The sequence below is a fragment of the Micromonospora sp. NBC_01655 genome (assembly GCF_026339755.1).
Lineage (GTDB): Bacteria > Actinomycetota > Actinomycetes > Mycobacteriales > Micromonosporaceae > Micromonospora.
Genome location: NZ_JAPEQF010000001.1, coordinates 5,103,476 through 5,117,706, shown reverse-complemented (window position 1 = coordinate 5,117,706; position 14,231 = coordinate 5,103,476). Strand labels below are relative to the sequence as shown.

General features: G+C 74.8%; 15 protein-coding genes. 14 read left to right on the top strand and 1 reads right to left on the bottom strand.

The genetic code is table 11. The features are described from left to right. Positions 1 to 115 precede the first annotated feature (115 nt). The 4 genes from OOK41_RS23120 (at position 116) to OOK41_RS23105 (ending at position 4,343) form a co-directional block, all read left to right on the top strand. Positions 116 to 1,099 carry an AAA family ATPase gene (locus OOK41_RS23120; RefSeq protein WP_266266677.1) on the top strand — a complete coding sequence of 328 codons (984 nt, stop codon included), beginning with the start codon at positions 116 to 118 and terminating at the stop codon, positions 1,097 to 1,099. Between the two features lie 216 nt (positions 1,100 to 1,315). After that, positions 1,316 to 1,876, top strand: coding sequence for a peptide deformylase (def, locus tag OOK41_RS23115; RefSeq protein ID WP_117671673.1), 561 nt, complete (start codon positions 1,316 to 1,318; stop codon positions 1,874 to 1,876). A 5-nt stretch (positions 1,877 to 1,881) separates the two neighbouring features. After that, the gene (gene fmt / locus OOK41_RS23110; RefSeq protein ID WP_266266676.1) at positions 1,882 to 2,808 is read left to right on the top strand and encodes a methionyl-tRNA formyltransferase; all 927 of its coding nucleotides are present in this window, start codon (positions 1,882 to 1,884) and stop codon (positions 2,806 to 2,808) included. Then, positions 2,805 to 4,343, top strand: a complete 1,539-nt coding sequence (locus OOK41_RS23105) for an RsmB/NOP family class I SAM-dependent RNA methyltransferase (protein WP_266266675.1) — start codon at positions 2,805 to 2,807, stop codon at positions 4,341 to 4,343. The genes fmt and OOK41_RS23105 overlap by 4 nt, the downstream gene beginning before the upstream one ends. An 82-nt stretch (positions 4,344 to 4,425) precedes the next feature. On the opposite strand, the gene OOK41_RS23100 is transcribed toward OOK41_RS23105, so the two are convergent. Beyond that, positions 4,426 to 5,313 carry a septum formation family protein gene (locus OOK41_RS23100; RefSeq protein WP_266267951.1) on the bottom strand — a complete coding sequence of 296 codons (888 nt, stop codon included), beginning with the start codon at positions 5,311 to 5,313 and terminating at the stop codon, positions 4,426 to 4,428. 264 nt (positions 5,314 to 5,577) lie between these two features. On the opposite strand from OOK41_RS23100, the gene rpe reads away from it, so the two are divergent. The 10 genes from rpe (at position 5,578) to OOK41_RS23050 (ending at position 14,147) form a co-directional block, all read left to right on the top strand. Further along, positions 5,578 to 6,258 carry a ribulose-phosphate 3-epimerase gene (gene rpe / locus OOK41_RS23095; protein WP_117671677.1) on the top strand — a complete coding sequence of 227 codons (681 nt, stop codon included), beginning with the start codon at positions 5,578 to 5,580 and terminating at the stop codon, positions 6,256 to 6,258. Between the two features lies 1 nt (position 6,259). Then, positions 6,260 to 7,216 carry a response regulator gene (locus tag OOK41_RS23090; protein WP_266266674.1) on the top strand — a complete coding sequence of 319 codons (957 nt, stop codon included), beginning with the start codon at positions 6,260 to 6,262 and terminating at the stop codon, positions 7,214 to 7,216. A gap of 405 nt (positions 7,217 to 7,621) precedes the next feature. After that, the gene (ribD, locus tag OOK41_RS23085) at positions 7,622 to 8,683 is read left to right on the top strand and encodes a bifunctional diaminohydroxyphosphoribosylaminopyrimidine deaminase/5-amino-6-(5-phosphoribosylamino)uracil reductase RibD (RefSeq protein WP_266266673.1); all 1,062 of its coding nucleotides are present in this window, start codon (positions 7,622 to 7,624) and stop codon (positions 8,681 to 8,683) included. A 1-nt stretch (position 8,684) separates the two neighbouring features. Beyond that, on the top strand, positions 8,685 to 9,299 hold the full coding sequence (locus tag OOK41_RS23080; RefSeq protein ID WP_117671682.1) for a riboflavin synthase: 615 nt from the start codon (positions 8,685 to 8,687) through the stop codon (positions 9,297 to 9,299). Continuing rightward, complete coding sequence (pnuC, locus tag OOK41_RS23075; protein WP_117671684.1) at positions 9,296 to 9,997, top strand: nicotinamide riboside transporter PnuC; 702 nt, start codon at positions 9,296 to 9,298, stop codon at positions 9,995 to 9,997. The genes OOK41_RS23080 and pnuC overlap by 4 nt, the downstream gene beginning before the upstream one ends. Continuing rightward, entirely contained in the window at positions 9,994 to 11,259 is a 1,266-nt protein-coding gene (locus OOK41_RS23070; RefSeq protein ID WP_266266672.1) for a bifunctional 3,4-dihydroxy-2-butanone-4-phosphate synthase/GTP cyclohydrolase II, read from the top strand. The genes pnuC and OOK41_RS23070 overlap by 4 nt, the downstream gene beginning before the upstream one ends. A gap of 2 nt (positions 11,260 to 11,261) precedes the next feature. Then, the gene (gene ribH, locus OOK41_RS23065) at positions 11,262 to 11,762 is read left to right on the top strand and encodes a 6,7-dimethyl-8-ribityllumazine synthase (protein ID WP_266266671.1); all 501 of its coding nucleotides are present in this window, start codon (positions 11,262 to 11,264) and stop codon (positions 11,760 to 11,762) included. Between the two features lie 194 nt (positions 11,763 to 11,956). Next, entirely contained in the window at positions 11,957 to 12,220 is a 264-nt protein-coding gene (locus OOK41_RS23060) for a phosphoribosyl-ATP diphosphatase (protein ID WP_117671690.1), read from the top strand. A gap of 47 nt (positions 12,221 to 12,267) precedes the next feature. After that, entirely contained in the window at positions 12,268 to 13,113 is an 846-nt protein-coding gene (gene hisG, locus OOK41_RS23055; RefSeq protein ID WP_266266670.1) for an ATP phosphoribosyltransferase, read from the top strand. After that, a complete protein-coding gene (locus tag OOK41_RS23050) occupies positions 13,110 to 14,147 on the top strand; it encodes a DMT family transporter (RefSeq protein ID WP_266266669.1) in 1,038 nt (345 codons plus the stop codon). The genes hisG and OOK41_RS23050 overlap by 4 nt, the downstream gene beginning before the upstream one ends. Positions 14,148 to 14,231 lie beyond the last annotated feature (84 nt).

Sequence of the window (14,231 nt, the reverse complement as noted above, 5' to 3'; positions counted from 1 at the left end):
TGATAGCATCGCCCGTCATGCCCGGGCGCACGGATCGCGCGACAATGGCGGGAGCGCGTCGAGCCGACGTCAAGTCGATGATGTCAGTCAGCCGGTGATCAGGGGTGGACCAGTCGTGACCGTTCGTCAATCGATCGTCTTCAACGGCGACCTCGGCAGCGGCAAGAGCACCGTCTCCGTGGAGATCGCCAAGCAGCTGGGGCTGCGCCGGGTCAGCGTGGGCGACCTCTATCGCCAGATGGCCCAGGAACGGCAGATGACCGCGCTCCAGCTCAACCTGCACGCCGAACTGGACCAGGCCGTCGACGGCTACGTCGACCAGCTCCAGCAGGACATCGCCGCCTCCGGCGAGAGCCTGGTGATGGACTCCCGGCTGGCCTGGCACTTCTTCACCGACGCGCTCAAGGTGCACATGATCACCGAGCCGACCGAGGCGGCCCGCCGGGTGCTGGCCCGCCCCTCCGGCCCGGCCGAGAGCTACGCCTCCCTGGAGGAGGCGAAGGCCAAGCTGCACGAGCGCAGCGAGAGCGAGCGGGGCCGGTTCGTCGTCCGCTACGGCGTCGACAAGGCCCGGTTGCGCAACTACGACCTGATCTGCGATTCCACCCGGGCCACCCCGGCGCAGGTGATCAGCCACATCATCGACGTGTACGAGGGCCGGCTCGGCGCCGACGTGCTCCGCGACGCCCCGCCGCTGCTGCTGCTCGACCCGGCCCGGGTCTACCCGACGGAGGACGTCGGCACGCTGCGCGGGCTGTGGGACGCCGGGTTCGTCGGCGAGGTCGCCGACGGCGGCGACGAGGCGCTGGAGCCGCTGACCATCGGTTACTCCGGGGAGTACTTCTTCGTCGTCGACGGCCACCGCCGGCTCAGCGCGGCCCTGCAGAACGGGTTCCCGCTGGTTCCCGCCCGGCTGGTCGCCGAGGTGGAGGAGCCGGTGGTCGGTGGGATGAGCGCGGTGGACTACTTCACCGCCCAGGTCCGCCCCGGCACGGTGTACGACTGGGAGGCGGCCCACAAGATCCAGCTTCCGCTGCCGGAGCACTGCCTGCGCGCCGGGGAAACCGTGCTCGCCGGCGACCCCGCCCCGGGCGCCTGACGGCCGTCCCGCCCTGTCGCGCCGGCTCCCGGGGCCGGCGCGGGCCGCCGGGCCCGAGCGCTGCGCCCGGCTGACCCGGCGCGGCTGCGCCACCCTGCCCGTCACCCTGCGCGACGAGTCCCCGGCCACCGATCGCGGTACGCCGGCCGGGGCCACCGAACGCACTCCGTAGACTGGTACGGCCCGACCGTCGTCCGACCGAAGGAGCCACCCCGAGTGACCGTCCAGCCCATCCGTCTGTTCGGGGACCCGGTGCTGCGCACACCGGCCGATCCGGTGGTCGACTTCGACGCCGAGCTGCGCAAGCTCGTCGCCGACCTGACCGACACGATGCGCGAGCAGAACGGCGCCGGCCTCGCCGCGCCCCAGCTCGGAGTGGGCCTACGGGTGTTCGCCTTCGACGTCGACGACGTGCTCGGCCACCTGGTCAACCCGGTGCTGGAGTTCCCGGACGCCGAGGAACAGGACGGCCCCGAGGGCTGCCTGTCCATCCCCGGGCTGTACTTCGACACCAAGCGCCGGCAGAACGTGATCGCCAAGGGCTTCAACGGCTACGGCGACCCGGTGCAGATCGTCGGCACCGGCCTGATGGCCCGCTGCGTCCAGCACGAGACCGACCACCTCGACGGCGTGCTCTTCGTCGACCGGCTGGACCCGGCCGGCCGCAAGGAGGCGATGAAGGCGATCCGCCAGGCGGACTGGTACGACCCGGCCACCCCGCCGACGGTCAAGCTCAACCCGCACACCGCCGACAGCCCCTTCGGCCTGGGTCGGTGACGCCGGTGCGTCTCGTCTTCGCCGGCACCCCGGCCGTCGCCGTCCCCGCCCTGGCCGCCGTCGCGGCCTCCGACCACGAGCTGGTCGCCGTCGTCACCCGTCCCGACGCCCCCGCCGGCCGGGGCCGGGGCCTGGTCCGCTCGCCCGTCGGCGAGTGGGCCGACGAGCACGGTGTCGAGGTGCTCACCCCGGCCCGCCCGCGCGAGCCGGAGTTCCTCGACCGGCTGCGCGAGCTGGCCCCCGACTGCGTCCCGGTGGTCGCATACGGGGCGCTGGTGCCCCCGGCCGCGCTGGAGATCCCCCGGTACGGCTGGGTCAACCTGCACTTCTCGCTGCTGCCCGCGTGGCGTGGCGCGGCCCCGGTCCAGCACGCCGTGCTGCACGGCGACGAGCTGACCGGCGCGAGCGTCTTCGAGCTGGAGGAGGGGCTGGACACCGGCCCGGTCTACGGCACCCTCACCGACGAGATCCGCCCCACCGACACCTCCGGCGACCTGCTGGAGCGGCTCGCCCACTCCGGCGCCGGCCTGCTGGTGGCCGTCCTCGACGCGATCGCGGCGGGCACCGGCCGGGCCGAGCCGCAGCCGGCCGACGGGGTGTCGCTCGCGCCGAAGCTGACCGTCGAGGACGCCCGGGTGCGCTGGGGCGACCCCGCGTTCGCGGTGGACCGGCGGGTCCGCGCGTGCACCCCGGCCCCCGGCCCGTGGACCACGTTCCGCGGCGAGCGGGTCAAGCTCGGCCCGGTCGTCCCGGTGGCGGACGGCCCCGAGCTGAGGCCGGGCGAGCTGCTGGTGGAGAAGTCCCGGGTGCTGGCCGGTACGGCCACCGTCCCGGTGGCCCTCGGCGAGATACGGGCGGCCGGCAAGAAGGCCATGCCGGCGAGCGACTGGGCGCGCGGCGCCCGGGTCGCCGCCGGGGAGGAACTCGCGTGACCGGGCCGACGGAACGGCCCGCGCGACGGTACGACGAGCAGCGCGACCCGCGCCCCGACCGGCGTCCCGAGCGGTCGTCGGGCGGCCCGCGGGGCGACCGGCCCGGCTACGGTGACCGGTCGGCCCGGGGCGGTCGGGGCGGCGAGGACCGGCGGGGCGGCGGGCGGCCGGCGCGGCCCACCGTGGACCTGCCCCGGCACGTCGCGTACCAGGCCGTCGCGGCGGTGCACCGGGACGACGCGTACGCCAACCTGGTGCTGCCGGCGCTGCTGCGCGAGGAGGGGCTGACCGGCCGGGACGCCGCCTTCGCCACCGAGCTGACCTACGGCTCGCTGCGGCACACCGGCACCATCGACGCGATCCTCACCGACGCGGCCGGCCGGGACGTGGCCCGGATCGACCCGCCGGTGCGCGACGCGTTGCGGCTGGGCGCGTACCAGCTCCTGCACACCCGGGTCCCGGCGCACGCGGCGGTCTCCTCGACGGTCGACCTGGTCCGCACCGTCGGTATCAGCGCCACCGGCTTCGCCAACGCGGTGCTGCGCGAGGTGGCCGGCCGGGACGCCGACGCCTGGGTGGCGAAGCTCGCCCCGGCGTTCGAGGCCGACCCGATCGGGCACCTGGCCCTGGCCTACAGCCACCCGCAGTGGATCGTGCGGGCGTTCGCCGAGGCGCTCGGCGGCGACCTGGGCGAGACCACCCGCCTCCTGATCGAGGACAACGAGCGCCCGCCGGTGCACCTGTGCGCCCGGCCGGGCCTGGCCGATCCGGTCGAGCTGGCCGACGAGGTCGGCGGCGCCCCCGGGGCGTTCTCCCCGTACGCGGTCTACCTCGGCGGCGGCGCCCCCGGCGAGCTGCGGGCGCTGGCCGAGGGCCGGGCACACGTCCAGGACGAGGGCTCCCAACTGGTGGCCAACGCCCTGGCGGTCGCCCCGCTGGACGGCCCGGACGGCCACTGGCTGGACCTGTGCGCCGGCCCCGGCGGGAAGTCCGGGCTGCTCGGGGCGCTCGCCGCCCAGCGCGGTGCCCGGCTGACCGCCGTCGAGGTCTCTGAGCACCGGGCCCGGCTGGTCACCCAGGCCACCCGAGGGCTGCCGGTCGACGTGCTGCACACCGACGGCCGCACCGTCGGCGCCGATCCGGAGCTGCCGGAGGGGCACTTCGACCGGGTGCTGGTCGACGCCCCGTGCACCGGGCTGGGCGCGTTGCGCCGCCGGCCGGAGGCCCGCTGGCGTAAGCAGCCGTCGGACCTGCCGCCGCTGACCCGGTTGCAGCGGGAACTGCTGGTGGCGGCGCTGCGGGCGGCCCGCCCGGGCGGCCTGGTGGCCTACGTGACCTGCTCCCCGCACACCGTGGAGACGCACGTGACGGTGACCGAGGCGGCCCGCCGTGCCGGGGTGCCGGCGGACTTCGTCGACGCCCGGCCGCTGCTGCCGGCCGGGATGCCGGGGCTGGGCGACGGGCCGTCGGTGCAGTTGTGGCCGCACCGGCACGGCACCGACGCGATGTTCCTCGCCGTGCTGCGCCGGGGCTGAGCGACGCGAGAAACGCAGGGGGGCGGCCGGACCGGCCGCCCCCCCTGCGCGCGTCAGCTCCCCGCCGTCCCGGCGGGTCGGGTCACCGGACCGGCAGGCCCCTGGGCCCGGCGCCCTTCACCGAGCGGGTGAGGTTGCGGTCGGCCCAGAGGAAGCACTGCACCCCCCGGTTGCCGTCCTTCCACTCCTCCTCGAAGGGGTGGTAGAAGATCGTCCCCGCCCGGTACTGCAGGTCGCTGTTGTCGGGCACCTTGGCGTACGAGGCGATCAGGGACCGGCACCCCTGGTGGATGCGCAGCCGGTTCTTGTCGATCTGGTTGTAGGCCACGTCCGGGGCCCGGTAGACCCCGACGAACTCGACCCGGTGCTTGCTGGTGCACGGGGTGACGGCCATCGACTTGACGACGTTCTTGACGATCTTCGGGTTGAAGCAGCGGTGGACCAGGGTGGAGTTCCCCGTCAACGCGCCCTTGAGGCTGCCGCTGCGCGGCACGACGCTGGAGTCGTCGACGCTCTCCACCTCGTTGAGGTCGCAGCGGAACCACCGCGCCCCGCCCGCCCACGCCTGCTGGGACGGGAAGACCGCGGACAGGAACAGCCGGCCCGAGCGCCAGCTGGCGCCGACGGCCTTGTCGACCTCCCGGTCGCACTCGGCGCGGGCGGTCTTCATCCCCGCCGATCCGGCGGCCGGGGGAGCACTCAGCTCGGCGGCCGGGCCGGTCAGCGTGCCGACGTGGATGGTCTCCACCCGGTGGGTCGTACCGCAGTCCACCGGGTGGTAACCGCTGAGGTAGCCGACGTCGGAAGACGCGGTGTGGCAGGCCCCGGCGGCTGGCACGAACTGCGTCGGCGCGGCCATCGCCCGCCAGTCGTCGGCGAGGTCACCGTCCACCCCGGAGGGTGTGCCGCAGGCCGCCAGCGCCACCGCCGCGCCCGCGCCCACGGCGATCGCCGTCCACCATCGCCGCATCCGTCCGACCTCCCCGTCGCCGGTGGTCGCGGTCACCGGCCTCCGTCGCCGATCGCGCCACGGTGCGGGAGCATACGGCACCGGCGCTCGTCCCGCGTGGACTCTCGCCGCGTTTCGGTCGATCGACGGGCACGGCTGCCTGGCCCTCCGGGGTGTTCCGTCCGGTCCGGGCGAATCCGCACCGGCAGTCACGGCCGAATCACAGCGCGTCTCACGTGGTGCCGCGCTGGGGGCGGCGCACGAGCGCATTCGTACACTGGCCCGGTGACCGTACCGCTGCCGATCGTCGCGCCCAGCATCCTCGCCGCCGATTTCGCCCGCCTGGCCGAGGAGGTCCGTGCCGTCGAGGGCGCCGCGGACTGGCTGCACGTCGATGTCATGGACAACCACTTCGTGCCGAACCTGACCATCGGGCTGCCCGTCGTGCAGAGCCTGCGCGCGGCGACCGAGCTGCCGTTCGACGTGCACCTGATGATCACCGACCCGGGCCGCTGGGCCCCCGGGTACGCCGACGCGGGAGCGTACAACGTCACGTTCCACGCCGAGGCGTGCGACAACCCGGTGGCGCTGGCGAAGGACCTGCGGGCGGCCGGGGCGAAGGCCGGGCTGGCCATCGACCGGGACACCCCGATCGAGCCGTACCTGGAGCTGCTGCCCAGCTTCGACACGCTGCTGATCATGACGATCAAGGCCGGCTTCGGCGGGCAGCGGTTCCTCCCGGAGCTGCTGGACAAGGTGCGCGCCGCCCGGCGGCACGTCGACGCGGGCCACCTGGAGCTGCGCATCGAGGTCGACGGCGGGATCGCCGCGGACACCATCGAGCAGGCCGCCGCCGCCGGTGCGGACGCCTTCGTCGCCGGCACCGCGGTCTACGGCGCCGACGATCCGGCCGAGGCGGTCCGCCGCCTGCGGGGCCTGGCGGAGCGCGCGGCCCCCGGGGCCTGAGGTGGAGCCGGCCGAGGAGCGACCCGACCTCATCCTGGTCGTCGACGACGACGCCGACATCGCCCGGTTCGTCGAGTTCAACCTGCGGCTGCACGGCTTCGAGGTGATCCATGCCGGCGACGGCCAGGAGGCGCTCGAGGTGATCGAGCGGCAGCGGCCGGACCTGGCGGTGGTCGACCTGATGATGCCGCGCATCGACGGGCTGGAGCTGACCCGGCGGCTGCGCGCCGACCCGATGACCTCCGCGCTGCCGGTGATCATGCTGACCGCCAAGGGGATGACCGTGGACAAGGTCCACGGGCTCAGCGCCGGCGCCGACGACTACCTGGTCAAGCCCTTCGACACCGCCGAACTGGTGGCCCGGGTCAGCTCCACCCTGCGGCGCAACAAGGAGTTCCGCGAGGTCTCCCCGCTGACCGGCCTGCCCGGCAACTCCCGGATCCGCCGGGAGATCACCGACCGGGTACGCAACGGCGTCGACTACGCGGTCGGCTACGTCGACATCGACCGGTTCAAGAGCGTCAACGACCGGTACGGCTTCGTCCGGGGTGACGAGTTCATCTCGGCGCTGGCCCGCAGCCTGCACCGGGCGGTCGTCGCGATCGGGCTGCCGCCGGCCTTCCTCGGCCACGTCGGCGGCGACGACTTCGTCATCGTCTGCACCCCCGAGCAGGTCCGGCCGCTGACCTCCCGGGCGGTGGTCGACTTCGAGACCGCCGCCGACCGGCTCTACGACCAGTCCGACGCCGAACGCGGCTACGTCGAGCTGAAGGACCGCCGGGGCAACATCCGGCGCGCGGCGCTGGTCACCCTGTCGATCGGGGTGTCCGTCTCCGACTCCGGCAAGCGGCTCACCAACCCGCAGGAGGCGATCGCGGTCGCCTCCGAGATGAAGTCCGTGGCCAAGAGCCAGCCCGGTTCGTACGTGGCGGTCGACCGGCGACGCAGCGTTTCTTGAATATTGCCCACCTCTGTGAGGTAGCTCCCCCGAGGGCAGACGCGCGGCGCGTGCCGTGCCACACTTCTGGGGTACCCACCACGCGCTGGCGGGACTCGGTGTAATTCCGAACCGGCGGTGATCCACGGTGTGACCGTGGTAAGCCCGCGACCCGGACGGCGACAGCCGCCCGGTGGACCTGGTGAGATTCCGGGGCCGACGGTTGGGGGCGGGCCAGCCCACCCCCAGACAGTCCGGATGGGAGACAGCGCGCGGGACGGGGCGGGCCCTGCCGGCCGCTGACTCAGCGCTGTCCGGGCTCTCCCGGGGCCGGCTCCGCCGTTCCCGGAATCCGCCGCCGCCTGCCCGTACCCTCCCGACCCGCCCGCGCGCGGACCGGCGAGCGAGAGGGCAGGGCAAGGGGCGATGGCCAGCGGCTCCGTGGACGAGGCGATGCGTCGGGCGATCGCGCTCGCCGCCCGTGGGCTCGGCACGGCCAGCCCCAACCCGGTGGTCGGCTGCGTGTTGCTCGATCCGGACGGCGAGGTCGTCGGGGAGGGATTCCACGCGTACGCGGGCGGACCGCACGCCGAGATCGTCGCGCTCGCCCAGGCCGGCCTGCGGGCCCGGGGCGGCACCGCCGTGGTCACCCTGGAACCCTGCGACCACACCGGCCGCACCGGCCCGTGCAGCCACGCCCTGATCGCCGCCGGCGTCGCCCGGGTGGTCGTCGCCGTGCCCGACCCCGACCCGGTCGCGGCCGGCGGCGCCGTCACCCTGCGCGCCGCCGGCCTCCAGGTCGAGTTCGGGGTACGCGCCGCCGAGGCCGAGGCCGGGAACGTCGCCTGGCTCACCTCGGTGCGCCGGGGCCGGCCGTACGTGATCTGGAAGTTCGCCGCCACCCTCGACGGACGCTCCGCCGCCGCCGACGGCACCAGCATGTGGATCACCTCGGAGGCCGCCCGGGCCGACGTGCACGCGCTGCGCGGCACGGTCGACGCGGTGATCGCCGGGGTGGGCACCGTCCTCGCCGACGACCCCCGGCTCACCGTGCGCAACCCGCGCGACGGCACCCCGGCCATCCGGCAGCCGCTGCGGGTCGTGGTGGACAGCCTCGGGCGTACCCCCGCCGGGGCCCAGGTCCGCGACGGCGCCGCCCCGACGTGGATCGCCACCGCCGCGCAGGTCGGCGCCGGCCCGGACGGCCGGGTCGACCTGCCGGCGCTGCTGGCCGAGCTGCACCGCCGGGGGGTGCGGGCCGCGCTGCTGGAGGGCGGCCCCAGCCTGGCCGGCGCGTTCCTCGCCGCCGGCCTGGTCGACCGGGTCGTCGGGTACGTCGCGCCGCGGCTGCTCGGCGCCGGGCCGACCGCGCTGGCCGACGCCGGGGTGACGACCATCGCCGACGCCATCGACCTGGAACTCACCGACGTCACGCAGGTCGGTCCCGACCTGCGGATCACCGCGTTGCCCCGGAAGAGGGAGGGCTGACATGTTCACCGGCATCGTCGAGGAGCTGGGCGAGGTCGTCGCAGTGACCGAGACCGGGGGTGACTCGGCACTGGTCGCCGTCCGTGGCCCGCTGGTCACCGCCGACGCCCGGCACGGCGACTCCATCGCGGTCAACGGGGTCTGTCTCACCGTGGTCGACGTCGACGCCGGGGTCTTCACCGCCGACGTGATGGGGGAGACGCTGCGCCGTTCCGCCCTCGGCGGGCTGGGCCCCGGCGTCCCGGTCAACCTGGAACGCGCCGCCGCGCTGAACAGCCGGCTCGGCGGGCACATCGTGCAGGGCCACGTCGACGGGGTCGGCGAGGTGCTGTCCCGGGAGCCGGCCGAGCAGTGGGAGACGGTCCGCTTCCGCCTGCCCGCCACCCTGGCCCGGTACGTGGTGGAGAAGGGCTCGATCACCATCGACGGGGTGTCGCTGACGGTGGCCGACGTCGGGCCGGACTGGTTCTCCGTCGGGCTGATCCCCACCACCCTCAAGCTGACCACCCTCGGCGCCCGCGCCGTCGGTGACCCGGTCAACCTGGAGGTGGACGTGCTGGCCAAGTACGTCGAGCGGCTGCTCGGCGACCGGGCCGCGGGCGGTGGCGGGCGGTGACCGGCCCGCTCGGCTGGCTGCTCGACGCCCAGTTGCCCGTCGCCGGCTCCCCGGTGCTGGTGCGGGAGATCGTCGGCAACGTCTTCGGTCTGGCTTCCGCGCTGCTCGGCCTGCGCCGCGTGGTCTGGGCGTGGCCGGTCGGCATGGTCGGCAACGCGCTGCTGCTGACCGTGTTCCTCGGCGGGGTGTTCGTCACCCCGCAGGCGCACGACCTCTACGGCCAGGCCGGCCGGCAGGTGTTCTTCTTCGCCGTCAGCCTCTACGGCTGGTGGCGCTGGTCGCGCAACCGCCGCCTCGGCGTTGACGGCGACCACGCCCCGGTCGCGCCGCGCTGGGCCACCGGCCGGGAACGACTCGGCCTGCTGGTGGCCGCCGCCGTCGGCACCGCCGTCGGGTACCCGGTGCTGGCCGCGCTCGGCTCCTGGGGGCCGCTGCCGGACGCCTGGATCCTCACCGGCAGCCTGCTGGCCACCTACGGCATGGCCCGCGGCTGGGTGGAGTTCTGGCTGGTCTGGATCGCGGTGGACGCCGTCGGCGTGCCGCTGCTGCTGCGCGGCGGGTTCTACCCGTCCGCCGCCATGTACCTCGTCTACGGCGCCTTCTGCGCCTGGGGCTTCGCCGCCTGGTGGCGTGCCTCACGCGTCACCCGCCCGACCCGGGCCCCGCTCCCGCCCAGCTACTCGGAGGCCGTCGCATGAGCACTTTCGCCAGCATCGAGCAGGCGGTGGCGGACATCGCCGCCGGCCGGCCCGTCGTCGTGGTCGACGACGCGGACCGGGAGAACGAGGGTGACCTGATCTTCGCGGCCGAGCTGGCCACCCCGGAGTTCGTCGCGTTCATGGTCCGCTACACCTCGGGCTACATCTGCGTGCCGCTCACCGAGGGCGAGTGCGACCGGCTGGACCTGCCGCCGATGCACCACACCAACCAGGACCGGCGGGGCACCGCGTACACGGTGACCGTGGACGCCCGGGAGGGCGTCAGCACGGGCATCTCGGCGGCCGACCGGGCGCACACCATCCGGCTGCTGGCCGACCCGTCCACCGACCCGACGGATCTGGCCCGGCCCGGGCACGTGGTGCCGTTGCGGGCCCGCGAGGGCGGGGTGCTGCGCCGGCCCGGGCACACCGAGGCGGCGATCGACCTGACCCGGCTGGCCGGGCTGCGGCCCGCCGGCGTGCTCTGCGAACTGGTCAACGACGACGGCACCATGATGCGGGTGCCCGACCTGGAGAAGTTCTGCGCCGAGCACGGCCTGACCCTGGTGACCATCGCCGACCTGGTGGCGCACCGGCGGCGCACCGAGAAGCAGGTGGAGCAGGTGGCGGCGGCCCGGATGCCCACCCCGTACGGGGTGTTCCGGGCGCTGGGGTACCGCGCCGAGCACGACCCGGCCGAGCACATCGCCCTCGTCATCGGGGAGCTCGGCGACGGGGAGGACGTGCTGGTCCGGGTGCACTCGGAGTGCCTCACTGGCGACGTGTTCGGCTCGCTGCGCTGCGACTGCGGCCCGCAGTTGCAGGCCGCGCTGGCCCGGGTCGCCACGGAGGGCCGCGGGGTGGTGCTCTACGTGCGCGGGCACGAGGGGCGCGGGATCGGACTGCTGCACAAGCTCCAGGCGTACCAGTTGCAGGACCTGGGCCGCGACACCGTGGACGCGAACCTCGACCTGGGCCTGCCGGCCGACGCCCGGGACTACGGCACGGGCGCGCAGGTCCTCTACGACCTGGGCGTTCGCTCGATGCGGCTGCTGACCAACAACCCGGCCAAGCGGGCCGGGCTGGAGGGGTACGGCCTGACCGTCACCGGCCGGGAGGGGCTGCCGGTGCAGCCGCACCCGGAGAACGTCCGCTACCTGCGCACGAAGCGCGACCGGATGGGCCACCTGTTGGACGAGTTGGACGGGGTGACCGAGGCGCCGATGGGCCGCCCGGTCGCCAGCGACGAGATCGGAGCATAGCCATGGCGGGATTCGGTGAACCCGGGGTGACGGTGGTGGACGCCGCCGGGATGACGGTCGGCATCGTCGCCGCGCGCTGGCACGGCGAGCTGACCGACCACATGGTCGACCGGGCGGTCGCCGCCGCCGAGGCGTGCGGCGCCCGCGCCGTGGTGGCCCGGGTGGCCGGTTCGGTGGAGCTGCCGGTGGTCGCCCAGGCGATGGTCCGCCGCTTCGACGTGGTGGTCGCCCTCGGCGTGGTGGTGCGCGGCGCCACCGCCCACTTCGACTACGTCTGCCGGTCGGTCACCGACGGGCTGACCCGGGTCGCCCTCGACGAGGGCAAGCCGGTCGCGCACGGGGTGCTCACGGTGGAGACCATCGAGCAGGCCCGGGACCGGGCCGGGCTGCCCGGGTCGGCGGAGGACAAGGGCTGGGCGGCCACGGTGGCGGCGCTGGACGCGGCGCTGGCCGTACGCGGCCTGGACGCCGCGGCCGGGCACCGGGTCGGCTTCGGCCACTGACGCCCGTCCCGCGCCGGCCCGGCCGGGGCACGATGTCACTGACATCGCGTGTCCCGGCCCGCCCGATCCCGCGAGGTCAGTGACGTGGTGCCGCGGCGTACACCACCGGTCGGCCCGCGCCGGCGGGTCGGCCACCGCACCGGCGGGGACCCGCTGCGCGCCCCGGCGGGCCGGTGCTGGAAGAATCGCATCCCGTGAAGACGTTCGAGGAGTTGTTCGCCGAGCTGCAGGCCAAGGCCGCCGCCGGCACCCCCGGCTCGGGCACGGTGGCCGCGCTGGAGAAGGGGGTGCACTTCATCGGCAAGAAGGTCGTCGAGGAGGCGGCCGAGTCGTGGATGGCCGCCGAGCACGAGGGCCCGGAGCGGGCGGCCGAGGAGATCTCCCAGCTGCTCTACCAGGCGCAGGTGCTGATGCTGGCCGCCGGTATCGAACTGAAGGACGTCTACCGACATCTGTGAGTGCCCCGTCCGTTGATCTTCTCCATCGATCGAAGGAGCACTCCGTCATGCTGCGTGTCGCCATTCCGAACAAGGGCACCCTGGCCGAGCCGGCCGCCCAGATGCTGCGCGAGGCCGGTTACCGGCAGCGCCGCGACCCCAAGGACCTGGTCTGCCGGGACGAGGCCAACGACGTCGAATTCTTCTACCTGCGCCCCCGCGACATCGCCACCTACGTCGGCTCCGGTGACCTGGACCTCGGCATCACCGGCCGGGACCTGCTGGTCGACTCCGGTGCCCCGGCCGAGGAGGTGGTCGACCTCGCCTTCGGCGGGGCCACCTTCCGGTTCGCCGCCCGCCCCGACACCATCGCCTCGCCCAAGGAGCTGGGCGGGCACCGGATCGCCACCGCGTACCCAGGGGTGGTCCACCGCTACCTCGACGACCACGGGCTGACCGCCGACGTCATCCGGCTCGACGGCGCGGTCGAGAACGCCGTCCGCCTCGGCGTGGCCGACGTGGTGGCCGACGTGGTCTCCACCGGGGCGACCCTGCGCCAGGCCGGCCTGGAGATCGTCGGCGACCCGCTGCTGGTCTCCTCGGCGGTGCTGGTCCGTCGGGTCGAGGCCCCCGGGCACGCCCAGGAGGCGCAGCTGCTGCGCCGGCTGCACGGGGTGCTGGTCGCCCGCCGCTACGTGATGCTCGCGTACGACGTGCCGGCCGGGCTGCTCGACCGGGCCAGCTCGCTCACCCCCGGCATCGAGTCACCCACCGTCTCGCCGCTGCACCGCGAGGGCTGGGTCGCGGTCCAGGCGATGGTGCAGCGCGACGACGTGCACCGGATCATGGACGAGCTGTACGAGCTGGGCGCGCGCGCCATCCTGGTCACCAACATCCACGCCTGCCGGCTGTGAGACCGCTGCCCCCGGCGGCCGCCCTCGCCCTGGTGGTGCTGGCCGGGGCGGCCTCCGCGGCACAGGGAGCCGGCAACGCCGAGCTGGGGGAGCGGGCCGGCGATCCGGTGCTCGGCGCGCTGGTCAACAACCTCGGCGGCTGCCTGGTGGTCCTCGTGGGCCTGCTCGGCCTGCGGTCCACCCGGGCCGGGCTCGACGCGCTGCGCCGGGCCCGGCTGCCGTGGTGGTCGTACCTCGGTGGGCTGGGCGGCGCGGTGATCGTGACGGTCGCCGCGTACGTCGTCCCGGTGCTCGGGATCGCGGTGTTCACCATCGCCCAGGTGGCCGGGGGCAGCCTCGGCGGCCTTGCGGCGGACCGGGCCGGGCTGGCCCCGCTCGGGCGGCTGCGGCTGACCGGTTCCCGGGTCACCGGCGCGCTGCTCGGCGTGCTCGCTGTCGCCCTGGCCCAGCTCGGCCGGCCGATCGGTGAGGTGGCCGTCGGCGGGATCCTGCTCGCCGTCGCGGGCGGGGCGGCGGTCGCCCTCCAGTCCGCGCTCAACGGTCGGGTCTCCGCCGCCGGCACCACCACCGCCGGCATCGCGATCAACTTCGCCGTGGGCACCCCGGTCATCGTGGCGGTGGCCGCGCTCGCCGGTGCCTTCACCGGCCCCGCGCCGACCTGGCCGCACGACTGGTACCTGTACCTCGGCGGCCTGCTCGGCGTCGGCATCGTGTTCGCCCTGATGCTCGGGGTCCGGGCGGTCGGGGTGCTGCGCACCGGGCTGGCCCTGGTCGCCGGCCAGCTCGGTGGCGCCCTGCTGCTGGACGTCGCACTGCCGGGCGGGGCGGGGCCGCGGTGGCCGGTGCTGGTCGGCGCCCTGCTCACCCTGCTGGCGGTGGTGGTCGCCGGCCGCGGCACCCGCCCACCGGCCCCGACCGCCCGGACTGCCCCGGCCGCCCCGGTTGTCCCGCCGTCCCGGGCGGACCCGGGATCCCTGGCGGGTCCGTCGGCCCCGAGGCGCCCGGGGGTCTCCTGGGGGCCGGGCGACGACTGAACGGCGGATGGTCAACTCCATGTCACTGACTTGGGGCGATCGACAGAGGTGGACGCCCCGATGTCAACGACATGGAGTTGATCT